Below are 22,873 nucleotides of genomic sequence, written 5' to 3'. Positions count from 1 at the left end.
CAATCGAAGGCGATGTAAGACTGGGTGATCAGAACGCCTCCGCCGTGCCGAAAGGCGAGAGAAGGCGCGCCCGCCGGAGAGCGCGCCAAGCCTCGTATGCGGCGGCCAACCGCTTGCGCTCACGCTCGCCCGGCCTTGTAAACATGGCGGTGAGGAAGATCGCTTGTGCTTCGTCTTCGACCCGGCGGGCCTGTGCGGCGAGGACGTCGTCCCGCCCGGCACGGCTCAGGCTGAAGTAACGTGCCACGGTGATCATTGCCTCCTCGGGAATGGCGATTGCCTGCACGTCGAGATCGGGGCGCGCTACCGTGAGAGCCTGCGCGACCGTCCGCACCGGCATGGAGCCGCCGGAGGTCAGGTGCCGGACAAGCCCCCGCGGCAGCCGTGGTGGCCGAACGAGCACCGTTGCGCAGTTCGGCAGGAGATTGGCGGCGTGCTTGATCGCTTGGGCGCGTGAGAGCGCAGGTGGGACTACGACCATCCGCAGGTCGAACCGGGTCCCAATGGTGTCGTCGGTGACGATGAAAACTGCTGCCGCTACGATGCGGTCGGCAGGCGCAAATTCCGGAGCGGAGTGAACGAGGGCGAGTGCGCAGGTGAGCGCAGGCGCCGGGGAAATGGTGTGCATAGAAACCTCAAAGGAAAACGGCGGCCTGTGGCCGCCGGTGTGGGTCGGGTGAGTTGTGGTGGCGGTCAGGCCGTGGCTGCCGTTCCGACGCTCTGCGGGATCGGAATGGCGACGTACCGGGAAATCGATGTAGAGGCGTCCGACAGATCGCCGACCTCGGCCACCAACGCCTCGACGCCATGCTCGACATCGTGCGCCGGCGACATCGTCCCCGCGACTAGCCGACCGTCACGCAGCCGCCACGCATTACGGCGGTCCGCGGACACCAGCAGCACCGGTTGTCCCGGTGCCATCCGGACTGGCAAAGAAGATATCCCTGCGATCCAGGCTCGAAGCCGAGCGCCCGCCACGGTATGTGGTGCATGGGGCACCCCCAGCGCAGTGGACTGGCTTCGGGTGCGATGCCTTCGACGAAGGGACGATCAAAGCCGGTGTTGAAGGCAACAACAGCCGCACCGGTATCGAGGAACGACATGAGGTCATCGGGATCGATGGACTGTCCCGCGAGGTCTTCGTCATTTAGGCCGGAGATTTCGCGGATCGCTTCGGACAGCGGTTGACCCGGGTGGCGAAGTCCGACGCGAATGCACTCAATAGCAACGACGGCGCCCTTGCCATCGATAGCTATCCGAGCAGCGCAAAGCTCCACGATGGAGTGCCGAATCGCATCGAGACCCGTCGTTTCAACATCGAGGATGATCAGGTGCCTTACCGATACCCCATTGCCTCGCCTCTCCGGGATTTACGCGTCCTCGTCGTCGGCCTTCTTGCCGGGCAGCAGCCGGGTTTCGCGCGGCGGTCCGGCGATCTCGAGCAGGATGTCGTCCGCTTTCGAAACCTGCCCGCCGATACCAGCCTCGAGCAGCTGGCGGTCGAGGTCTGCGCCCGATTCGAGTGCCGCAAGTTCCTCGCCCGCTTCGAGACGGGCCGCCATGTGCGACTGCTGGTCGCGAATGCGTTCGAGCGAACCCATCGCGCTGCCCAGCCGGGAATTCACGCCGGCATGCGAGGAGGCGATCGCCTTCTGCGCCCGTTGGAGCGAATCGGTCGCCTTCACGCTTTCGACTTCGCGCTTCATCGCGGCGATCCGCGCCTCGGTCTCCTTGACCGTGCGGTACATGGCGGCCTGCTGCTGCTGCATCGTGGCGAGATCGCTTTCGTCGCGCGCGAGTTCGGCGCGGGTGGTCGCGACCCGTTCGGCGAGTTGGCGTGCGAGGTCCTCGCGACCGGCATCGAGCGCCGCGCGCGCGTTCTGGATGTCGCGCGCTTCCTTGTCGCGCGTGTCGGCGACGCGTTTCTCGATACGCTTGGCGCTGGCCATCAGGCCCGCGAGATCTCCGCGCGCCTGACGCAGAGCCCCGTCCGCGTCGCGCAGTTCCTGGTCGAGGATGCGCATCGCCTGGCTGTCGGCGACCTTTTCGGCGTTCTCGTTGATGCCGCCGCGCAGTGCGGTGAACAGCTTGCCCCAGACGCTCATGCCAGTTCTCCGATCCGTGACTGGTCGCCGCCGGCCGCGACCCATTCCGCAATCCATTCCGCCGCGTTGCGTGCGTTGTCAGCGAGCACGGCGACTTCCTCCACCACGTCGGCCGACGCCGACCGCGACGACAGCCTGCCGAACAGTTCGTACCATTCGGCGCCGTCCACGATCGTCAGGCCGAAATTGGACAGCGGAATGAGCTTGTGCACCGACAGAAGAGTGCGCTCGAACGCCGCGCGCTCGGGCACGGCATCGGCCTCGATCAGCAGCACGCTGCACTGGACCTGATCGCCCGAGGCGACCGCCGAGACAATGAGATTGCCGCGCTCTTTCAAGGTAATCTGGAGGACGTCGCTACCCGTAGGTACCTCGACGTCCACATCGCCGACGTCGTCGGGATCGGACGCGAACAGTTCGGTAAGGCTGGCGACATCCCAGCCAGCGGGCGGGGTCGGCCAATCGGACATGTTCGGCAAGCACTCTCTCCAGTCGTCTGTCGGCTCGCGAGCGGCGGCACCGGTTGCGACCCGCCGCCGATGAAGTATACCCGCGATACGGCGCCAGCTTTAGACGCAGCGGCGGTGGTGGCAAGAGGGGGCGATCCGGGATGAAGCAGGGACTAAGCCCTTCGCTACGCGCGATGTGGCAACAGCTGTACCTGTCGATCGCCACCCTGTCGTGGAGCGTGCTGGCGCTGTGTTACGCGGCGCACGCGGCGGTCACCTATTTCGGGTTCCGGGCAGCCGGCGAAACCGACCTCACCGCCAATCTGGCGGACTTCGTATACTACTACGTCACGACCGCGACGACGGTGGGATACGGCGACATGTCGCCGGCCACGCACGACGGCCGCCTGCTGGCCGCGCTGGTCGTGCTGCCCGGCTCGATTGCCCTCTTTACCGCCTTCCTCGGAAAGTCGATAACCGCGATGGGCGGATATTGGAGACGGCGATTGCAGGGCCAGGGGGATTTCTCGCAGCGGCAGGGGCACACCATCGTGGTGGGCTGGCAAGGCGCGCGGTCCCGCACGCTGGTCGAGCGGCTGGTCCAAGGCCATCGGGAAGATCGCATCGTCCTCCTGGCGGCGGGACTGGCCGAGAACCCGGCGCCGGACCTTGCCGACTTCGTCGCCGCGACGAGCATGTCCGAGATCGAGAGCTTCCTGCGCGCCGGGGCGGCCGGGGCAGCGCGGGTCGTCATCCGCGGGGTGGACGACGACGAGACGCTGACCGCGACATTGGCCGCGGTCGCCGCCGCGACCGACGCGCACATCGTCATCCACCTGCAGGACGATAACGCCGCCGGCCTGATCGAACGCCAGTTCCCGCAGGTGGAAGTCGTCACCTCGCTCGCGAGCGGGCTTCTCGCCCGGGCCGCGCGCGATCCCGGTGCCTCGCGCCTTGCCGCGCTGATGTTCTCCGACCAGACGATCGACACGGCGTTCTCGCTGAAAGTACCTGCGCTCGGTGCGCCGCTTCCCTATTTCGAGGCGCTGTGCAGCCTCAAGCGGGACTATGGTGTGACCCTGATCGGTGTCGGCAGGGCCGGGGACACAGCGGGCGACGAGGTCGACCTCAACTGCCAGGCGGACTGCACGATCACGGGGGGCACGACGCTGTATTACATCGCTGACAACCGCATCGATGCCGCGGCCGTCGACTGGCATCGCATGGCCGGCACCCGGGCCGAGGCCGCATGATCCGCGGACTGTTCGGTCGATCGGGGGCGAAGCCCGCACTGCCGGAAGAACGCGGCCCGCTCGCCTGCGCGATCGGCGGGGCGCTGCAACTCGACACCCTGTCGCTCCAAGCCGCGCTCGCGGGCGGAGAACCGGCGATGGAGCCGCCGGAGGGCGGCGTTTTCATCGTGTCCGCGATCGGGACCGCGCGGCTCGACGGCGCGAACGAGCTCACCCGCTACTACGACGACGAGGGACGCATCCTCCAGGTCATCGCCCCGTTCGGAGGCGGACGCGAGACGATGAGCGATCTCAGCCTCTATCGCGGGTGGGACAGCGTGGTGCCGGCCGGCACATCGGACTGGGCTCGCTGGACGGGCCGCGACGGACTGATCGGCGCACCGAGCTACGACGCCGACGGCCTCGAGTACGCCCGCTACTGGGGCGACGGCGACGGCCACACCGACCTCGTCGAATTCACCGAAACGGTGGACGACGGGGAGCGGCGGCGCGACATCCACCAGCGATGCATGCTCTATGCCCGCCCGATAGGCTCGGTCGACGAGATGCTGCTCATCAACATCGAGACCGAGCTGGGCGCAGCCGCCCGGCGCGAAGGGTCGGCCATCGAGTTCATGATCGGCTACGGCCTCGGCGCGGCCGACGTTCAGCGGGTCTGACCAGGTGTACGGGATTACGGAGGGGATCGTCGAATGTACGGATACGTAGCGGGCCTGCCCGCCTTTCTCGCCTATTTCGGCAGCGCCGTTGCGTTGCTGGCGCTCTTTTCGGTCGTCTATTCGCAGGTCACGCCGCATCACGAATTCAGCCTGATCCGCGGCGGCAACGTGGCCGCGACGATCGCTTTCCTGGGCGCGCTGGCGGGCTTCGGCCTGGTTCTCGCGTCGGCGGCGGCCAATTCGGTCTCGATCGCGGACTTCCTGATCTGGAGCGCGATCGGGGCGGTCATCCAATTGCTCGCCTTCGCCATCGCGGCGTCGGTGCAGCGCGGCCTCGCCCAGCGGATCGAGAGCGGCGAGATGGCGGCGGGGCTGTGGACCGGCGGCGTCGCGCTGGTCACCGGCATGCTCAATGCCGCCTGCATGACGTACTGACGGGGCGCGCAGGATGGACGACACTTCCCCCCCGCGCCGCCGGTTCGCCGCCGAACGCCGCCACCGCCTCGCGCTCGGCAGCATCGCTGCCGCGTCGACGCTCGCCGTCACCGCGTGCGAGGATCCCCCGACGTTCCAGGACGCCCAGTTCACCAGCGTCGAGGCCTGCGCCGCGGCCGGTTATCCCGACGACTTGTGCCGGGCGGCCCGCAACGGGGCGGAGATCGAGCACCAGCGGACCGCGCCCACGTTCACCTCGCTCGCCGCGTGCGAAGGCGACTGGGGAACCGGCCAGTGCCAGGAAACCGCCATCCAGCAGCCGGGCCAGCCGTCGCTGACCTCGGTCTTCGTGCCGGCGCTGGCGGGCTTCGTGGTCGGCCGCTCGCTCCAGCGCCGCTACTACGACGAAGGCCCGAGCAGCATCTATTACTACGGCGGCGGCAACTGGGGCTCGCCGATCTACCGCAGCCGGGCAGGCTCCACCGTCACGCTCGCCAACAACGGCGGCAAGATGGTCGCGACGCCGGTCAACGTGAATACCCGCACCGTGGCGTCGAAGGGGTTCGGCGGGCGCGGCTTCTCGCGCGGCGGCAGCTGGGGCGGCTGACGGAAACCTGCCGGGGTGCGCCGCTTCTCCATCCCCGAACGGGCCGGCTGGCGCGATGCCGCGCGCGAGGCCGGGTTCGGCTTCCATGCGATGTACGGCGAGCCGTACTGGGTCGACGATGCCGCCTATGGCTTCTCGCTGGCCGAGATCGAGGACCGGATCGAGGAGCCGAGCGCGGAGCTTCACCGCATGTGTCTCGATCTCGTGGCCGACGTGGTGGGCGACGATGCCGCGCTCGACCGGCTGGCGATCCCGCCCGAACACCGCGCCCTGATCCGCGACAGCTGGACCGCCGGCGACGGCACGATCTACGGCCGGTTCGACCTCGCCTACGACGGGACCGGTCCGGCCAGGCTGCTGGAATACAACGCCGACACGCCGACCTCGATCTTCGAGGCGGCGTTCTTCCAGCACAACTGGCTGATCGACCAGATCGAGGGAGGCGTGCTGGACGGCGCGACCGACCAGTTCAACCTGCTGCAGGAAAGCCTGGTCGCCGCCTTCGCCGCCCTTCCGGCCGACCGGATATTCCACTTCGCCTGCTGGGAGGAGAACGAGGAGGATCACGGGACCACGCGCTACCTCATGGACTGCGCCGTGCAGGCCGGTCACCGGACCGAAATGCTCGACATCCGCGCCATCGGGGTCGACGCGCAGGGCCGCTTCACCGACCGGCAGCAGCGGACCATCGACAGGTGTTTCAAGCTCTACCCGTGGGAAGACATGCTGCGCGAACCGTTCGCCGGTTTCCTGAAACCCGGCGTGTTCGTCGAGCCGCCGTGGAAGGCGATCCTGTCGAACAAGGGCATCCTGCCGCTGTTGTGGGAGCGGCATCCGGACCATCCCAACCTGCTGCCCGCGTTCTTCGCCGACGACCCGCGCGCCGGCGCGATGACGGACGCGGTCAGCAAACCGCTGTTCTCGCGCGAGGGCGAGAACGTGGCGATCAGCCGCGGGGGCGCAGTGGTCGAGGCGGCGGACGGCGACTACGCGGGCGAAGCGCGGATCGTGCAGCAGTACGCGCCGCTCTTCGAAACGGACAGCCTTTTCGCCGTCCTCGGCAGCTGGATCGTGGGCGATCGTGCGGCCGGCCTTGGCATGCGCGAAGACACCACGCGCATCACGCGCAACCTCTCGCGCTTCGTCCCGCACGTCATCGAATGACCGAGTGACGGCGCTGCACCGAACCTGCTGGCTCGTCGCGGCCGTGCTGCTGGGGATGGTCGCAGCCTTGTTTCCGGTAACGCCGGACAAGATCCCCGCGATCTTCTTTCGCCAGCAGGATTTGCCCGTCCTGATCGTTGCCGTGGCTGCGCTCGTCTACGTGGGATGGCGGGCGCCGTCCGGGCGCCTACCCGAGCTGACGCTGCGACTTCCAATGATTGCGGTCGCCGCCGTGCTGCTGGCGCTGGTGCTGTGGGCGGGCACCTACTTCGTGATGTACGACTATCCGCTCACCCGCGACGAGCACATGGTCGTGTTCGACATGGACATATTCCGAGGCGGAAATCTCGCCCAGCCGCTTGCCCCCGGATGGCGCGAATTCTCCGACGCCCTTGTGCCGGACTTCCTGCTCGACGTGCCGGGCCATGCGCTGCTGGTGTCGAACTACATGCCGGGCAATGCGATGATGCGCACCGCGTTCTCGTACATCGCCGACCCCGCGTTGGTGAATCCCCTGCTGGCAGCCGGGGGCCTGGTGGCGCTGTTCGACATCGCCCGGCGGCTGTTCCCCGGCAACAGCTGCGCGATCCTCGTCGTGCTGGCGAGCTACGTCCTTTCGGCGCAAGTGCTGGCGACCGCGATGACGGCCTATGCGATGACCGGGCATCTGGCGCTGAACCTGATCTGGCTTGCGCTGTTCCTGCGCGGGCGCTGGTGGCAGCATCTCGTCGCGATGGGAATCGGGGTCTGGGCGATCGGACTGCACCAGATCGTGTTCCATCCTCTGTTTGCCGGACCCATCCTGCTCACGCTGCTGCCGCAGCGGCGCTGGGGCCTGTTCGCCGCCTACAGCGCCGCCTACGCCGCCGGGCTTCTGTTCTGGATATCGTACCCGGCGATGGTGGTGGATTCGTTCGGCATCGCGGCCGCCGACGGTTCGGTCCAGGGGGCGAGGGGGTTCTTCGAATACCGCGTGAAACCGCTGTTCGAGAACCAGAGCCTGACGTCGTTCAAGATCATGGCGTTCAACCTCGCACGGTTCGCAGCATGGATGCCACTCTTCCTGCTGCCGCTCGTCGCCCTGTCGCGCGAAGCGATCGTCCGGCGCCAGGGCATGGCGCTCGCGTTGTTCGGTTCGATCGCCGCGACCCTTCTCGCGATGCTCGTATTGCTGCCGTATCAGGGCCACGGCTGGGGCTATCGCTATTTCCACGGCGTGATCGGGAATTTCGCCCTGCTGGCAGGTTACGGATACGTCCGCTGGGCGAAGGCCGATCGCAAGGCGGCCGACGGCAGCGTGCTGGCCTTGGGCGCGGTGACGGCCGCGGTCACGCTGCCGATGTGCCTGTGGGCCGCGCACGGCTTCATCCGGCCATACGCCCAGTTGCAGCGCACGATCGACGCGCAGGACAGCGATTTCGTGATCGTCGATACCCACCCCGGCCTCATCGCCGCCGACCTCGTGCGCAATCGCGCCGACATGTCGAACCGGCCCGTCATCCTGTGGGGGCCGAGCCTGTCGGCGGCGCAGACGGAGACCCTCTGCGAGCGGGGCTCGATCACGGCGATGACGCGGGCGGACTTGCACCGGTCCGCCTTCTCGCCGCCCCTGTTGCCCCCGTCGTCCGGTTTCGTCGCGCTGACGAAGGGCATCGCAGGGCGTCCGTGCCTCAGAAGCGCGCGCTAGCGGCAATGCCCGCCGGCGGAGCGACGGGTCAGAACACCCCCGCAAACCGCGCGCGCAGGCGCGGAAGGATGCGCTCGGCGAACCGCGAGGCGTGGAGATAACGAACCGCCCCGCGCGGCCCCAGCGCGAGGATCGCCGCAATCGCCTTCAACGCGCTGAAGGGGCTGCCGGACACGGCCCGCGCAAGCAGAACGTTGACCTTTACCGATGTGCGGCACACGCGCTCTTCGCGGCAACCCGGCGGCATGTGGCGCGCAAGCACGCGTTCGAGTTCCGTCGCCATCTCGCCGCGGTCGCCGCTCATGGTGAGCGAATTGCCGTGGACGCGGAAGGCGGTGGCCGGGCGCGGATGGTGGATCGCCGTCCCGTGGGCGGCAAGCTTGAGCCAGAGGTCCCAGTCGGCCGCGTACCAGAGCGCCTCGTCGAGGCCGCCCACCGCGAGCCATGCATCCCGGCGCACGACCGGTGCGGGAATGGCGATGGAATTCTGGACGAGAAGCGCGCTGCGCAGCACGTCTTCGGCGACCGGACCGAACGGCACGGGCAATTGCCACGGACCGAGGTCGCGCCCGCTTCCGTCGACGATGCGCGACGGGCCGAGGAACAGGGTCGCATCGGGATACCGGCTTCGCTCCGACAGGAAGCCTTCCAGCCGGCCGGGCAGCCAGCAGTCGTCCTGGTGGAGGGTGCAGACGTGATCGGCACGCGCCCGTTCTACGCCGAGGTTGGTCTTGGCGGTCCAGCTCGGCGTGGCGGGCATCCAGGCATAGTCGATCCGGAGCCGCCGTGCGTGCCGGTCCACCGCATCGCGGCAGGGGCCCGACGAGGTAGAATCGAGGACCAGCACTTCGACATCGCCGTCCGCGGCATCGGGAATGCTCGCCAACGCCGCGTCCAGCCAGGCTCCGCCGCCATGGACCGGCATGACGACCGACAGGACGGGCTTGCCCATCGCGCCGTTATCCCCGTGGTGCGAAGCGGTTGTCGTTGCCCGCGATGATCGCCAGCAGGAACGCGCCGACCAGCGTCTGGACGCCGATCGCACCGATCATCACCGAGACCACGAGAGGCAGGATGTCGTCGAGCGCGGTGAAGCCATCGTTCGCCCATTCGGTGCCGACCACGCCAAGCGCGCCCATCGACAGCACGACGAGCGCGCCGCCTGCCATCAGGGTATGCTCGAGCGTGAGAACGGGCGCGAAGCGGGCGAACATGGGCCGTAGCCGCCGGTATCCGCTGCGCACGCCGTGAAGGTGCATGGCGGCCGCGCACAGCAGGCAGAAATGGCCGCAGGTGGCGAGAAATGCCCCCACCACACTCCAGCTCGCGCCGAAGAAGCGCGGACCCGCGACGAGGCCCATGGACTGCGCAGTGGCGGTGCCGAGGATGATCGCCGCGAGCACCAGTGCCACCAGTCCCGGTACGCCGAAGACCCAAGTGGGGCTGAGCATGAACAGGTAGCGCAAGTGCCGCCAGCCGTCGCGCCAGGGGCGCAGGTGCGGCGCGCGCTGGCGCAGGTCGGGCGACAGGGTAGCGGGCACTTCGACCATGTCGAGTTTCAGCAGCGCGGCCTTGATCACCATCTCGCTGGCGAATTCCATCCCGCTGCCCGACAGGTTGAGCCGCTCGAACGCGTCCCTGCGAATGGCGCGGAGGCCGCAATGCGCGTCGCCCATGCCGGTACGGAAGAAGAGGTTGAGGAGGCCCGTGAGCGCCGGGTTGCCGATGTGGCGGTTCTTCCACGGCATCGCGCCCGGTGCGATGCCGCCGCGAAAGCGGTTGCCCATGCACAGATCGTGGCCCTTGGCGAGTTCGGCTACCATCGCGACGCCTTCGGTGAAGTCGTAGCTGCCGTCGCAGTCCCCCATGACGATGTAGGTGCCGGCCGCCCCGTGGCAGCCGCCGATCAGCGCCGCGCCGTATCCGCGGTCCGCCACCGGCACCACGCGGGCGCCGAGTTCGATCGCAAACGCCTGGCTGCCGTCGGTCGAGCCGTTGTCCGCGATGACGATCTCGCCCGACATCCCGAGTTCGGTGCGGATGCGCACGAGCGCTTGCAGCGCGTTGCCGATGCAGTGCGGCAGGCTTTGTATCTCGTTGAGACAGGGCATCACGATGGTGACGTCGACGGCATCGCCGCTTGCCGCCGCGCGCCCTGTTTGCTCCTGAAAAAGCTGCTGCTGAATGCCCATCGAACCCCCCGGATGTTCGCCAAGGCGTATGGTCGAAAAATGGTTAACAATCGGTAAGGCCCGTTCATCGCCGACGACGGTTCCCGCGTTCGGAGGTTGGCCGCGGGAGGCCGCCTCTCTAAGCAGCGCGGCGTCACCTCTTTTCTGCTTTCGAAAGTTCCCCTGCGATGACCAAGGCCGCCGCCCGATACCTTGCCGGCACAGCATTGCTGGCGTTCGCCGGTTCTGCCCAAGCACAGGATGCCGCGCCTGCCATTGCCGACACCCGCGAGATCGTGGTCACGGGCGAAGGCCTGCCGGTGCCCCCCGCCACCCCGGCCTACGACACACAGGTGCTGGACCGCGAGGCGCTGATCGCGACCGGATCGGGCCGGATCGAGGATGCATTGTCCGCGGTGGCGGGGTTCCAGCAGTTCCGCCGGTCCGACAGCCGGTCTGCCAACCCCAGCGCTCAAGGCGCGACCCTGCGCGCATTGGGCGGCAACGCTTCCAGCCGGGCGCAGGTGCTGCTCGACGGGGTGCCGATGGCCGATCCGTTTTTCGGCTACATCCCTTTCAGCGCCATCGCGCCCGAACGGCTCGCGAGTGCGCGCGTCACCCGGGGCGGCGGATCGGGTCCGTTCGGCGCGGGCGCGCTCGCCGGCACGATCGAGCTTACGAGTGCGGGGGCAGGGACCGGGGCGGGATCGCTTGGCCCGGCTGGCGGGAAACTACTCGTCAACGACCGGGCGGAGACCGAAGCGAGCATGTTCGCCGCGCCGCGTCTGGGGGAGGGGTTCGTGGCCGTTTCCGGCCGGTGGGATCGCGGCAAGGGGTTCTGGACGACACCGGCGGATCAGCGCGTGCCGGCCAGCGCGCGGGCCGCCTACGACGCCCGCTCGGCGCAGATCCGCGCGGTCGCACCGGTTTCCTCCGACGCCGAGCTTCAGGCCCGCGTGCTCGCCTTTCGCGACGAGCGGACGCTCCGCTTCGACGGGGCCGACAGCTCGATGGAAGGGGGCGACGGATCGCTGCGCCTCGTCGGCCGGGGGCTCTGGCAGTTCGACGTGCTCGGCTATGTTCAGGCGCGCAATTTCAGCAACGTGGTGATCAGTTCCACCAGTTTCCGTCCGGTGCTCGACCAGCGCAACACGCCCTCCACCGGGCTCGGCGGCAAGATCGAGGTTCGCCCGCCCACCGGCACGGCTAACGTTCTGCGTCTGGGTCTCGACTACCGCAAGGCGACCGGCGAGCTGTACGAGGACGCGATCAGCGGCATCACCGGCCGGATTACCGAGCGCAGGAACGCCGGTGGCACCAACACGGACCTCGGCCTGTTCGCCGAGAACGATCTGACGCTCGGCGCGCTGACGCTGACGGGCGGCCTGCGCGCCGACCGAACGACGGTCCGCGACGGTTTCTACCGCGCCCGCACCGCCGCCGGGACGACTACGGTCGACACCGTGTACCCCGACCGCGCGGACTGGAGCGCGTCGGTGCGCGGCGGTGCGGTCTTGCAGGTGGCAGACGGGCTTCGCCTGCGCGCGGCGGGTTACACCGGCCTGCGCCTGCCGACGCTGAACGAACTCTACCGCCCGTTCGTGGTCTTCCCGGTCACCACCGAGGCCAACGCGGCGCTCCGCAACGAGCGGCTGGTCGGTTACGAAGCGGGCGTGGACTATGCGCCGGTCGCCGGCGTCGACCTGTCGCTGACGGCTTTCGACAACCGGGTGCGCAGCGCCATCGCCAACGTCACCATCGCCCCCAACCTGCGCCGGCGGCAGAACATCGACGCGATCCATGCTCGCGGGGTCGAGGCGGCCGCGGCGTTTGAGGTCGGCCCGGTGAATTTCGCCGGGTCGCTGGCCTATACCGATGCCGTCGCACGGGGCAGCGGAGCGGCCGCGGCGCTCGACGGCAAGCGGCCGGCCCAGACCCCGCGCTGGTTCGCCGGGGGGACGGTATCGTATCGGTTCGCGGAAAGCGGGCTCGCCTCGCTGACGCTGCGCCACGTCGGCGCGCAGTTCGAGGACGATCTCGAGACCGACGTGCTGCCGGCCGCGACCACGCTCGACGCGTTCGTCGAAATCCCGTTGGCGGAGCGTTTCGCGATCGTGCTGCGGGGCGAGAACCTGACCGACGAGACCATCTTCACCCGCAACCAGGGCGGGTCGATCGATTACGGTACCCCGCGCACGGTCTGGGCGGGTATCAAGCTGGGGCTGTAGCGCGCCGGGTCAAAGAGACTTGAGCTCGGTCGCGCCGAGGATCGGCCCGGTCGGCGCGGCGTGGGGCGCGCCCGTTTCCGGCTCCATCGTGATTGCCAGTTTCGCCCCGTCGGTGAGGTAGGGCCGCAGCGCCGGATCGATCGCGATCTCGGCGCTCGCGGTGATGAACGTGCCGAGCGAGCGCGGCTGCCCGTCGCCCGGGATCACCCAGAGTTCGGGCACGCGGGCGGGTTCGTTCGGCACGTCGAGCTTCAGCGTGATGGTCCCTTGCGCCGGATCGTAGAGCGCGCTCACCAGCACGCGGCTGGCTTCCCCGGTTATCTGCGCCACCTGCCGCTCCCCCTCGGCCTGCGCGAGCTGGCGGGCAAGCGCCGCGTTGTCACCGAGTGCGGCCGCCTCGCGTTGCTGGAACAGGACCGTGCTGCCGATCGCAAGGACCGCCGCGACGGTCGCCGCGATCGCCCAAGCGCGCGCGAAGCCTCCATTGCGCTCCGGCACGGCATCGACAGCGGGGTTGGCCTCGGCATCGATCGCGTCTTCGATCCGCGTCAGAAGATTGGGCGCTTCGCCGCCGGCCGGCACGCTTTCGAGCCATTCTCCTGCCTTGGCGCTCCAGAAAGCGTGCGACGCCCGGAACGCGGGATCGCTCAGCAGCGCGCGCTGAGCATCCGCATGCTCCGGCCCGTCCAGCAGGCCGAGCGCGAGTTCGGCCGCCAAGAGGTCGCGATCGCGCCGTTGTTCGCTGCGCTCAGTCATCGAGCATCTTCGCGCGGATGGTGATGAGGGCCCGTCGCACCCGGCTCTTCAGGGTTCCCAGCGGGATCCCGTCGGCCTCTGCGGCTTCGGCATATGTCATGCCTTCGAGATAGATACGGCGCACCTGGGATTCGAGGTCTTCGTCGAGTTCGTGGACGAGGCCCATAGCCCGGTCCTCGCCTTCTTCCCGGATTATTCGGGCATCCACGGGCTCGGTTGCCGACGGGATCGCCTCGATCGCCTGGTCCGACCGGTCGCCGGCGGGGCGCTGGGCGCGATACCAGTCGATCGCCGCGTTGCGCGCGATCGAGCCGAGCCAGGTCATCGGACGTGCCCGTTCGGGATCGAAGCGGGCGGCCGATTGCCAGATCTTGACGAACACCGCCTGCAGCACGTCTTCCGCGGCAGCGCGGTCGCGGGTCACGTTCTGGCAGATCGCCAGCAGCCGGGGTGCCGTCGCCCGATAAACCCTGCAAAAAGCCGTCCGGTCGCCCCTGCCCGTCGCGACGAGATCGGTGCCGAGGGTATCAGCCGGACCGTCAGCCGCCATGCGTCACGAACAGGGGATTGGCGACCGGCAGCATCGGGGCCGGACGCTATCGCCATCGCGGCGATGCGTCAAACCGCAACCAACCGGTATCGGAACAACCGTTTGTCCCGAAAAAAATTCCCCGTCTCGCGCATACGCGCGCCGATCCTTGCGTAACCATGAATGCTGACGAGCGCGTTGGCCGACGATCTCGTAGCGGCGAAGCTCTTGCCGTGCGCGACGCCGAAGTAACCGAAGGCCGCCGGACGGGTATTCCTTCCCGCTCCCGCCCGGCGCCTGCAGCGGGTACGACCGCCGCAAGGCAGGCGAACTCCTGATGCCGCAATGGAGGACGCTTCGCTGGCTATTCGTGCCGCTGGGGGCAGTGGGGATTGCGTTGGGCATCGACCCGGCGCAGTCCCCGCAACCCGGTAATGCCCTGTCCGCGGCCGACTGGCGCCCGGCGGGTTATGGCCCGCCCGACTACGCCGCGACGAAGCGGCAACTGTCCGGCCAGTTCGACCTTGCCCGCCAGCGCGTCGCCTACGATCCCGGCGGATGGCTGCGACAGGAAAGCCTCGCACGCGCCCACATGGCGCATTCGCGCTACGCCACCGACTACGCCGACATCGCCGCCCCGGTGCGCGATGCGGGCGACATGGCCGCAGTTGGGGGCCTGCGCGGCGATCTTGCCTTCTATCGCGGCCACATGGCGGGGGCCGGCGCCTACTACGCCAGGGCCGGTGCCGAGGAGGGCGACGCCGCGGCGGCATATCGCCGCGCCAACCTCGCCAAGGCACGCGGCGACTACGACGCGGCAATCCAGCATCTCCTGCGATCCACCACCGGATCTCCGCGCGAACCGCCGTTCCAGCACGCCGGGACCGCGCTGCAGATCGGCTCGGTCGAACAGGCGCGCGGCAAGTACGCGGCGGCGCGCAAGTGGTTCGCCGTCGCCGACGGGCAATTCCCCGGCTACTGGCTGTTCGAGGCTCACCGCGCGCAGGCCAAGGCGATCGCCGGCGACCTTTCCGGGAGCATCGCTCTGAATCGTATCGCCGCACCCCCGTATTAGCGATTTGGCAAGCGAATCCGGTTAACGATCGCGCCACCATGACGCTCCAGCCGACCGACTTTTCCGCCGCTCGTCCTGCCGGCGTCACCGCGCGGAGCCCGAGCGCGATGAGCGTGCAATGGGCGGCGTTGCAAGATGCCGCGGGCGCAGTGGCCCAACTCGCCGGATTGGCGGCGGAAAAGCCGTCGGGTCAGGTGCGCAACTTCCCTGCACTCATCAAGGACGCGGGCGGCTGGCGTCTCGAACTCGCGACCAACGGGGTCGCCGACCTTGCCGCGATGATGGCCCCCGGCGTGAAGGCGCTGCTGGCTGTCTCGGCACGCGGGCAGGATCCGACCGCCGCCGCGCTGACGCTGTGGCGCGAATATTACCACGCCCGCGCCGCGCTCCTCGCGCTGGTCCCCGAACAGGGCCGTATGGGGCCGCTCAGGAAAGCCTGACCGCCGTCGGGATCGAGGGACTCTTGACCTCGTTCCGCATCTGTTCCAGTTCGGCGGCATGCCCGATTCACCTGCCCTGACGCTCGCCTCGGAACGGCACGACGCGATCGCCGTCTGCCGCGGTATCAGCCGGCTGTTCGCCCGCAACGACATCTGGTGCCTGCCCGAAATGCCGCTGCGCAACGGGCGGCGGGCGGACCTGATGGGTGTCGATCCGAAAGGACGGATCGTGATCGTCGAGGTCAAGGTCAGCCGCGCGGATCTGGTCGGCGACGGCAAGTGGCCCGACTATCTCGATTTTTGCGACCGGTTCTACTGGGGGGTGCCCCCCGGGATCGATCGCGCGATCCTCGAAGGGGACGATTTCAGGCCCGATTGTTGCGGGGTCATCGTGGCCGACGGGTACGATGCGGAGATCGTCCGCCCCGCGCCCAGCCACCCGCTCGCACCGGCGCGGCGCAAGGTGGAGGTTGAGCGGCTCGCCCGCGCGGCGCTGCGGCGTCAGGTCGTGGCGTCGGACCCGCATTGCGCGCCGTGGGGCCAAGGCAGCTAGCCAGCGGGTGCGCGGCGCTCTAGATTCGCCAGCGATGCTTGCCGCCGTCATCCTGTCCGCCGCCGCGATGACCGCGATCGTCGCCGTGCGCTACCTGATCGCAAGCGGGGCGTTCGCATGGGCGACCACCAGAGTGCGCCCCGGCCAATACGCCGCGCTCGGCCCCCAGATCCGCCGCGAGATCGGCTGGTCGCTCGCCTCCGCGGCGATCTACGGCATTCCGGCCGGCGTCATCGCATGGGGCTGGCAGGAACGCGGGTGGACCCGGATCTACACCGGCTGGACGGACTATCCGCTGTGGTATCTGCCGCTCAGCGTGCTTCTGTACCTTTTCGCGCACGACACGTGGTTCTACTGGACCCACCGGTTCATGCATCGCCCGCGCCCGTTCAAGACGATGCACGCGGTCCATCACGCCAGCCGCCCGCCCACCGCATGGGCGGCGATGAGCTTCCATCCGTGGGAGGCGATCACGGGCGCGGTGGTCATTCCGGCGCTCGTCTTCCTCGTGCCGATCCACGCCGCGATGCTGGGCGTCGTGCTGACGGTCATGACCGTAATGGGCGTCACCAATCACATGGGGTGGGAGATGTTCCCCCGCCGCATCGTTCATGGAAAAGCAGGGGAATGGCTGATAACCGCCAGCCACCACCAACGACATCACGACCTCTACCGATGCAACTACGGCCTCTATTTTCGCGTCTGGGACAAGCTGTGCGGCACCGACCGCGGGCTGGCATCGCCGTGATTCCGGCGATCGTCGTGGCGGCAGCCGCGACGACGGGATTGACGGCAGCCGCGCCGACGCACGACGTCAACGTGTCGGTCAGCGGCATGCGATCGGGCAAGGGCGTGGTGCGGGCCTGCATGACGGCCAACGCGGCCCGCTTCCCGAAATGCGCGGGCGATCCGGCATCCTACCGCCTCGTCGTCCCGGCGGCCGACGCGAAGAAGCTGGTGTTTCGCAACGTGACACCGGGCAAGTACGCCATCGCGCTGCTTCACGACGAGAACGACAACGGCAAGGCCGACCGCGCGCTCGGCATGATGCCGAAGGAAGGGTTCGGCTTCTCGCGCGATGCGCCGGTCCGGATGGCCCCGCCGAAGTACGACGACGCCGTCTTCGCCGTGGGCGCGCGTGACGTCAGCATGGCGATCGACATGCGGTACATGTTCTGATCCTGCGCCCCTGATCTTCAAGGCAGCGCGGCGGCGGGACGACTTCGCTCAGGTCGTCGGCGCAACTTTAACGGGATGTTTACCACGCCTCCCCCAAACCCGGTCCATCGCATCCTGGGGCGCGCACCGCGCCCGATGTTTGGGGGTAACAACGGGTCATGGATAACCTGCGGGCTCAGTTCGGACTGGTCGACTACGACGAGGACGATTTCGGCGTCGGCGAGGAGGAGGCGGTGCGCGAACCGCCGCCGAGCCCCATCGGCCAGGACGAGCGCCGCATGCAGGTACGCGCCTACAACCACTGGGCCGGCCTCTTGGGCGACGGAAACTTCCCCTCGATCGAGGATCTCGATCCGGCGTCGCTCGGCGATTTCGGGCCCTATTCGGTCCTGCTCGACTTCACCAACGGGATCGACGATCCGGCGATTCGCTTCCTCGGGACCGAGCTCGGCCGCGAATGCGACATCGACCCGTCGATCGGCAGGCTCGGCGATGTGCCCAGCCGCTCGCTGCTCAGTCGCATCACCGACCACTACATGCAGATCCTGGCCAACCAGGCACCGATCGGGTTCGAGGCTGAGTTCGTAAACCAGCGCGGCGCGACGATCCTCTATCGCGGCATCCTGCTGCCGTACTCCAGCGACGACGACACCATCGACTTCATCTACGGCGTCATCAACTGGAAGGAGGTGGCCGACCAGCTGACCAGCGACGAGCTCCTGCTCGAGATCGACAGCGCGCTCGAAGACGATACCGACATGATCGAAGCCACCATGGACGACCGTCCGCGCAGCCCCGCCCCGGTGACCGACTGGGCCGATGGCCCGGGAACCGTTTCCGCGCCGCTCGGCGCCGCCGGCGTGCCGGTATCCCCGCTGGCGACGAAGCCGGCCGAGGATCGCTTTCCCCAGCCCGCGTTCGGCGGCGGCATTCACGATGACGGCGAGGACGATGGCGAGGACGATGGCGACGAGGCCGGTCTTTACGAGGCGATCGAGGCGGTCGACGACGAGCCCGAAAGCGCGAACCGGTTCGGATCGCTTCTCTCGCTCGGCGGCGGCACACCCGCGCGCGCCGACTTCGACGAGGACGACGACGATTTCGGCGACGACGACGAGGACCCGGTGGCCAAATGGCTCGGCCGGCACACCCCGCTTCGCAGCGCGGACGACATCGCGGACGACGACGGCGCGACGCTGGAGTCGCAGCCATACGAACTCGGTGAAGACGCGTCATACGCCGGAATCGACGACGACTTCGCGGACGAACCGTTCGAGCTGACCGAGGCGGTCGAGGACGAGGCTGCCGCCGATGAACCCGCCTTCGCGGTTCCCGAGGCTTACGAGCCCGAGACAAGCGAACCGGTAGCGCTCGAAACGGGAGCGTCGCTTCCGCTCGAAGCCGATTATTCCGCTGCCGCGCAGACGCAAAACCTTGCATCCGCCGGGATGGCCGAGCCCGCACCGCAGCCCGCGCTCGCCGCGACCGGCGACGAATCGGGCATGCACGATTGCCTTGCCGCGGCCCGCGAACTGGCGCTGGCGGCGAAGAGCAGCGAAGATCGCAGCCGCAGCGCGCTTTACGCCGCGGTCGGCCGCGCCTACGATTTCAGCCTGGCCGCGCAGGCCGAGCCGCAGGAGTTCGCCGAGCTGGTCGAGGACAGCGGCCTCACCATGCAGGACCGCGCGCCGATGACCCCGGTCGTCAAGCTCGTATTCGGTGCCGATTACGACAAGACCCGCATCGCCGAATACGCCTCGGTCCTCAGCTTCGCGCATCGCGAGGGGATCGAGCGCGGCGCGCTGGCGGATTTCCTGTCGCGGGCCGAAGGCGGCCTCAAGGGTGTGGTCCAGGCCGAACGTGCCGCGCGCAAGAGCGCCGACGCCGCCGTCCGCGAGACCCCGCGCGAGGCACTCGCCCGCAAGCTGCGCGCGATCGCGCCGATGGGTTTCGAGGACATTCCGGCCGAGGGCGAGGAGTTCGCGGTCGTGGTGATTCGCCGCGTGGCGGGCGAGGTCGTGGTGCTGGGCGAAGTGGCCGACGTGCCGCTGGTCGAGCGGGTCGCGCGCAAGCTCGTCGCCTGACACCGGCTGCGTTGGCGAAATCCGGCCTATGACGCGCCCGCCTCGCCCGCTAGCGAGGCGGGCGTGTCGTTGTTCGATCCCGCGCCCGTCCTTGTGCAGCCCTATTTCGGCTGGCGTAGCACCGATCGCCTGACGATATCGGGCCGCGCCTTGCGCCGGCGGCGAACGGCCACGTTCGAGAAAACCGGGCGCGTTCGCGCAATGCGCACGATGATCGAACAGTTCGCGAGCCGCGAGGTCGCCGGCCTCGAGGTGCGGCTGGAACTGAAGGGGCCGGACGGCACCGTTATCGAGCGACGCGCGGTGTCCGACGGCGAAGGGTACGTCCACTTCGACGTGGCGCTCGATCCCCACTGGCCGCTTGAGGCCGATCCCGCCTGGGAGATCGCCCTGATGCACTGGGTCGCGCCGGAAGGGCCGCAGTGCGCCGAAGCATACGTCCTCGCCCCCGGCACGGTCACGAAACTCGCCGTCATATCCGACATCGACGACACGATCGTGGAAACCGGCATCACCGGCGGGCCGCGGGCCATATTGCGCAACTGGCGCCGCGTGGTCGCCCAGTTGCCCGCCGAACGGATCGCGGTGCCCGGTGCCGATGGCTTTTACGGCGCGATCGGCGGAGGGGCGGTCGTGGTAGCGCCAGAGGCGACCGACAAGGACCGTGCGGGCGCGCACTTCGCCGCCACGCACCGGCCGTTCTTCTACGTCTCGTCGTCCCCTTGGAATTTGTTCCAATATCTCGTGGCGTTCCAGCAGAGCCGCAACCTGCCGCTGGGGCCGCTGCTGCTGCGCGACTGGGGCCTCAACCGCGCGACCTTCGGTTCGGCCAGTCACGGCGATCACAAGCGCGGCGCGCTCGACCGGCTGCTGTCGTTCTATCCCGCGATGCGGTTCGCGCTGATCGGTGACGACACGCAGGGCGACCTTCCCGCCTACGCCGCCACGGTCGAGGCGAATCCGGGGCGGATCGCGGCGGTCTTCATCCGCACCGGGGCAGGCCCCCTCTCGCCCGAGGAACTGGCCGGAAAGGCCGCGATCGAGGCTGCGGGCGTACCGCTGTGGCTCGGCGACGACTTCGCCACGGGGGCCGAGTTCCTGCGCGCCAACGGCATCTCGACCGCGGGCGAGACGGCGCAGATCGTGAAGACGGTGCAGACGAAGGAGCCCGAGGCATGACGCGTACCAGGAGGTGGCTGATGACGACTGCGGTGGTGGCCGGGCTGCTGGCGCTGGCCGGCTTCGGCGCGTGGCGCTGGGCGGTGGCGCGCGGATCGGCCGCCACGCTCGACTGGATCGACGCCCGTTTCCCCCGCGAGACCGGCATGCGGTTGGCGGCAGACGGCACCTATGGACAGGTCAGGAACCAGAATGTCGAACTCTGGGTGCCCGAAGGCCGCGCACCGCAGGGCGGCTGGCCGCTGGCGATCTTCGTCTATGGCGGCGGGTGGCATTCGGGCGATACGGCGAGCTATCGCTTCGTCGCGCGGACGCTGGCCGACAACGGCTATGCCACCGCGCTCGTGGGATACCGGCTGGTGAGTGACGGCGGACGCTTCCCGGCGATGCTGCAGGATACCGCCGCCGGGGTGCGCTGGACGCTCGATCACGCGGGCGCGGCGGGCGCGCGAACGGCGCAGGTCGCCCTGATAGGCCACTCCGCAGGTGCTTACAACGTCACCATGCTGACTCTCGACCCGCAATGGCTGGAAGGGGTGGGCGTACCGATGGGGCGGATCGCCGGCACCGTCAGCCTCGCGGGCCCGGCGGACTTCTATCCCTTCACCAGCGATTCGGCCGTGAACGCGCTCGGCAACGCGCCCGATCCCGCCGCGACCCAGCCAATCACCTTCGCCTGCGCTGGCGCGCCGCCGCTGCTGTTGATGCACGGCACCGCCGACGATGTCGTGCGGGTGCGCAATTCGCGCCGGCTCGCGGCAGCACTGGAGGCGAAGGGGGGGAGCGTGCGCGCGATCGAGTACGAGGGCATGGGCCATGCGGGCGTGGTGATGGGCCTGTCGAAACCCTTCGCGCAGAACGGCAAGGTATTGCGTCCGCTGCTCGCCTTCCTGAGCGATCCGGGCGCGGGAGCGCCATCGGCTTCAGTTCCGGTTCAGCGCCCGGACCGCTAGACCGCGACCCGATGCGCCCGATCGCCAAACTGCTCGCCGTCGCCGCGGCCGCCACCCTGGTGGCGCAGCCCGCCGCGGCGCAGTCGATCCTTCGCGATGCCGAGACCGAGGCGTTGCTGAACGACATGGCCCGCCCGCTGGTCGAAGCAGCGGGCCTGAAGCCTGGCAATGTCGAGATCGTGCTGGTGAACGACGACAGCGTGAATGCGTTCGTCGCCGGCGGACAGGCGGTCTATATCCATTCGGGTCTGATCAAGAAGGCGGAGACCGCCAACGAAGTCCAAGGCGTTATCGCGCACGAACTGGGCCACATCACCGGCGGCCACGTGATCAACGATTCGGGCGCGAAGGGCGCGGGGCGGATTTCGATCCTGTCGCTGCTGATCGGCCTCGCCGCCGCGGCGGCGGGCGCGGGCGACGCTGCGATGGGGGTGATGATGGCGGGCCAGCGCGCGGCGCTGGGCAAGTATCTCGCCTTCAGCCGGGTGCAGGAAAGCGCCGCCGACGCCGCGGGCGCCGAATACCTTTCGAAAGCGGGCATTTCGGGCCGCGGATCGCTGAGCTTCTTCAAGAAGCTGCAGAACATGGAATTTCGCTACGGCGTCACGCCGGACGACGACAACGCCTTCGTGTCGACCCACCCGCTCTCGAGCGAACGCATCACCCGCCTGACCGACGAATATTCCGCCGATCCCGCATGGACGGTGCCCGACGACCCCAAGCTGCAGTCGCGGTTTGAGCAGGTGAAGGCGAAGCTTGCCGGCTACATCCAGGAACCCGAGCGAACCTTGCGCGCCTATCCGGCGAGCGACCGCTCCGATGCCGCGCACTATGCCCGCGCCTACGCCTTCCACAAGCAGGCGCTGATGGACAAGTCGCTGGCCGAGACCGAGGCGCTGCTGGCGGACGATCCCGACAATCCGTACTACCTCGAGCTTGCGGGGCAGGTGCTGCTTGAATCGGGGAAGCCCGACCAGGCGATCGAGCCGCTGCGCCGCGCGACCGCGCTCACCAACAACCAGCCGCTGATCGCCGCGACGTTCGGCCACGCCCTCATCGCGACCGAAGACCCGGCGCACTATGCCGAGGCCGAGACCGTGCTGAAGGCCGCCGTCTCCCGCGACCGGATGAATCCCTTCGCCTGGTATCAGCTCGGCGTGATCTATGCCGGCCAGAACGACATGCCGCGCGCCCGGCTGGCGAGCGCCGAACAGCAAGTGCTGTCGGGCCGCTATGCCGAGGCGCTGCGCAGCGCGAAGGCGGCGCAGGCCGGGCTTCCCGCCGGCACCCCCGATGCCCTGCGCGCACAGGACATCGAGTTCGAAGCGCGCGCCGCGCTTGAACGCGAGGAGAAGCGCAAGTAGCGC

The 22,873-nt window shown here is 68.6% G+C and carries 25 protein-coding genes; 16 read left to right on the top strand and 9 right to left on the bottom strand.

The annotated features are described in order from the left end of the window. Positions 1–28: 28 nt before the first annotated feature. The 5 genes from D4766_RS07825 to D4766_RS07810 form a co-directional block, all read right to left on the bottom strand. Positions 29–628 (bottom strand): hypothetical protein, encoded by a 600-nt coding sequence (locus D4766_RS07825; RefSeq protein ID WP_120716951.1) that lies wholly within the window; start codon positions 626–628, stop codon positions 29–31. 65 nt (positions 629–693) lie between these two features. Further along, positions 694–921, bottom strand: a complete 228-nt coding sequence (locus tag D4766_RS13805; protein WP_162935706.1) for a hypothetical protein — start codon at positions 919–921, stop codon at positions 694–696. Continuing rightward, complete coding sequence (locus D4766_RS14205) at positions 846–1,325, bottom strand: exonuclease domain-containing protein (protein WP_407701510.1); 480 nt, start codon at positions 1,323–1,325, stop codon at positions 846–848. Before D4766_RS14205 ends, D4766_RS13805 begins: the two co-directional genes overlap by 76 nt. A 45-nt stretch (positions 1,326–1,370) precedes the next feature. Beyond that, positions 1,371–2,105: a PspA/IM30 family protein gene (locus D4766_RS07815; protein ID WP_120716949.1), complete on the bottom strand. Its 735-nt coding sequence runs from the start codon at positions 2,103–2,105 to the stop codon at positions 1,371–1,373. After that, positions 2,102–2,575 (bottom strand): DUF2170 family protein, encoded by a 474-nt coding sequence (locus D4766_RS07810; protein ID WP_120716948.1) that lies wholly within the window; start codon positions 2,573–2,575, stop codon positions 2,102–2,104. The genes D4766_RS07815 and D4766_RS07810 overlap by 4 nt, the downstream gene beginning before the upstream one ends. A 140-nt stretch (positions 2,576–2,715) precedes the next feature. Here D4766_RS07810 and D4766_RS07805 point away from each other — a divergent pair, with 140 nt between their 5' ends. The 6 genes from D4766_RS07805 to D4766_RS07780 are packed head-to-tail and all read left to right on the top strand — an operon-like array spanning position 2,716 to position 8,359. Further along, the gene (locus D4766_RS07805) at positions 2,716–3,807 is read left to right on the top strand and encodes a potassium channel family protein (protein WP_120716947.1); all 1,092 of its coding nucleotides are present in this window, start codon (positions 2,716–2,718) and stop codon (positions 3,805–3,807) included. Continuing rightward, entirely contained in the window at positions 3,804–4,466 is a 663-nt protein-coding gene (locus D4766_RS07800; RefSeq protein ID WP_120716946.1) for a DUF2491 family protein, read from the top strand. The genes D4766_RS07805 and D4766_RS07800 overlap by 4 nt, the downstream gene beginning before the upstream one ends. A gap of 33 nt (positions 4,467–4,499) precedes the next feature. Next, positions 4,500–4,901 carry a DUF350 domain-containing protein gene (locus tag D4766_RS07795; RefSeq protein WP_120716945.1) on the top strand — a complete coding sequence of 134 codons (402 nt, stop codon included), beginning with the start codon at positions 4,500–4,502 and terminating at the stop codon, positions 4,899–4,901. A gap of 13 nt (positions 4,902–4,914) precedes the next feature. After that, the gene (locus tag D4766_RS07790; RefSeq protein ID WP_120716944.1) at positions 4,915–5,508 is read left to right on the top strand and encodes a DUF1190 domain-containing protein; all 594 of its coding nucleotides are present in this window, start codon (positions 4,915–4,917) and stop codon (positions 5,506–5,508) included. Positions 5,509–5,523: 15 nt separating this feature from the next. Next, on the top strand, positions 5,524–6,672 hold the full coding sequence (locus D4766_RS07785; protein ID WP_120716943.1) for a glutathionylspermidine synthase family protein: 1,149 nt from the start codon (positions 5,524–5,526) through the stop codon (positions 6,670–6,672). Positions 6,673–6,676: 4 nt separating this feature from the next. Continuing rightward, complete coding sequence (locus D4766_RS07780) at positions 6,677–8,359, top strand: hypothetical protein (RefSeq protein WP_120716942.1); 1,683 nt, start codon at positions 6,677–6,679, stop codon at positions 8,357–8,359. Between the two features lie 28 nt (positions 8,360–8,387). On the opposite strand, the gene D4766_RS07775 is transcribed toward D4766_RS07780, so the two are convergent. Both D4766_RS07775 and D4766_RS07770 read right to left on the bottom strand, forming a co-directional pair. Next, on the bottom strand, positions 8,388–9,311 hold the full coding sequence (locus tag D4766_RS07775; RefSeq protein ID WP_120716941.1) for a glycosyltransferase: 924 nt from the start codon (positions 9,309–9,311) through the stop codon (positions 8,388–8,390). A 7-nt stretch (positions 9,312–9,318) separates the two neighbouring features. Then, positions 9,319–10,551: a glycosyltransferase family 2 protein gene (locus D4766_RS07770; RefSeq protein ID WP_162935705.1), complete on the bottom strand. Its 1,233-nt coding sequence runs from the start codon at positions 10,549–10,551 to the stop codon at positions 9,319–9,321. Between the two features lie 167 nt (positions 10,552–10,718). On the opposite strand from D4766_RS07770, the gene D4766_RS07765 reads away from it, so the two are divergent. Next, on the top strand, positions 10,719–12,758 hold the full coding sequence (locus D4766_RS07765) for a TonB-dependent receptor (protein WP_120716940.1): 2,040 nt from the start codon (positions 10,719–10,721) through the stop codon (positions 12,756–12,758). 9 nt (positions 12,759–12,767) lie between these two features. Here the strand turns inward: D4766_RS07765 and D4766_RS07760 are convergent, their stop codons facing one another. After that, positions 12,768–13,514, bottom strand: a complete 747-nt coding sequence (locus D4766_RS07760) for an anti-sigma factor (RefSeq protein WP_120716939.1) — start codon at positions 13,512–13,514, stop codon at positions 12,768–12,770. Continuing rightward, positions 13,507–14,064, bottom strand: coding sequence for a sigma-70 family RNA polymerase sigma factor (locus tag D4766_RS07755; RefSeq protein ID WP_120716938.1), 558 nt, complete (start codon positions 14,062–14,064; stop codon positions 13,507–13,509). The genes D4766_RS07760 and D4766_RS07755 overlap by 8 nt, the downstream gene beginning before the upstream one ends. Before the next feature lie 316 nt (positions 14,065–14,380). Between D4766_RS07755 and D4766_RS07750 the strand changes: the two genes are divergently transcribed. The 9 genes from D4766_RS07750 (at position 14,381) to D4766_RS07710 (ending at position 22,870) form a co-directional block, all read left to right on the top strand. After that, the gene (locus D4766_RS07750; protein WP_162935704.1) at positions 14,381–15,118 is read left to right on the top strand and encodes a hypothetical protein; all 738 of its coding nucleotides are present in this window, start codon (positions 14,381–14,383) and stop codon (positions 15,116–15,118) included. A gap of 38 nt (positions 15,119–15,156) precedes the next feature. Next, entirely contained in the window at positions 15,157–15,558 is a 402-nt protein-coding gene (locus tag D4766_RS07745) for a hypothetical protein (protein ID WP_234024743.1), read from the top strand. Between the two features lie 58 nt (positions 15,559–15,616). Next, positions 15,617–16,111, top strand: coding sequence for an MmcB family DNA repair protein (locus D4766_RS07740; RefSeq protein WP_120716936.1), 495 nt, complete (start codon positions 15,617–15,619; stop codon positions 16,109–16,111). 34 nt (positions 16,112–16,145) lie between these two features. Then, on the top strand, positions 16,146–16,859 hold the full coding sequence (locus tag D4766_RS07735; RefSeq protein WP_120716935.1) for a sterol desaturase family protein: 714 nt from the start codon (positions 16,146–16,148) through the stop codon (positions 16,857–16,859). Then, the gene (locus D4766_RS07730; RefSeq protein ID WP_234024742.1) at positions 16,856–17,290 is read left to right on the top strand and encodes a DUF2141 domain-containing protein; all 435 of its coding nucleotides are present in this window, start codon (positions 16,856–16,858) and stop codon (positions 17,288–17,290) included. Before D4766_RS07735 ends, D4766_RS07730 begins: the two co-directional genes overlap by 4 nt. Before the next feature lie 158 nt (positions 17,291–17,448). Continuing rightward, complete coding sequence (locus D4766_RS14200; RefSeq protein WP_120716933.1) at positions 17,449–19,374, top strand: PAS domain-containing protein; 1,926 nt, start codon at positions 17,449–17,451, stop codon at positions 19,372–19,374. Positions 19,375–19,437: 63 nt separating this feature from the next. Continuing rightward, positions 19,438–20,553 (top strand): phosphatase domain-containing protein, encoded by a 1,116-nt coding sequence (locus tag D4766_RS07720; protein ID WP_120716932.1) that lies wholly within the window; start codon positions 19,438–19,440, stop codon positions 20,551–20,553. Beyond that, the gene (locus D4766_RS07715; protein WP_120716931.1) at positions 20,550–21,506 is read left to right on the top strand and encodes an alpha/beta hydrolase; all 957 of its coding nucleotides are present in this window, start codon (positions 20,550–20,552) and stop codon (positions 21,504–21,506) included. Before D4766_RS07720 ends, D4766_RS07715 begins: the two co-directional genes overlap by 4 nt. 11 nt (positions 21,507–21,517) lie before the next feature. Beyond that, positions 21,518–22,870, top strand: coding sequence for a M48 family metalloprotease (locus tag D4766_RS07710; RefSeq protein WP_120716930.1), 1,353 nt, complete (start codon positions 21,518–21,520; stop codon positions 22,868–22,870). Positions 22,871–22,873: the final 3 nt, after the last annotated feature.

The sequence above is a fragment of the Tsuneonella amylolytica genome (assembly GCF_003626915.1).
Classification (GTDB): Bacteria; Pseudomonadota; Alphaproteobacteria; order Sphingomonadales; family Sphingomonadaceae; genus Tsuneonella; species Tsuneonella amylolytica.
This window is presented reverse-complemented; position numbering and strand designations above follow the sequence as displayed.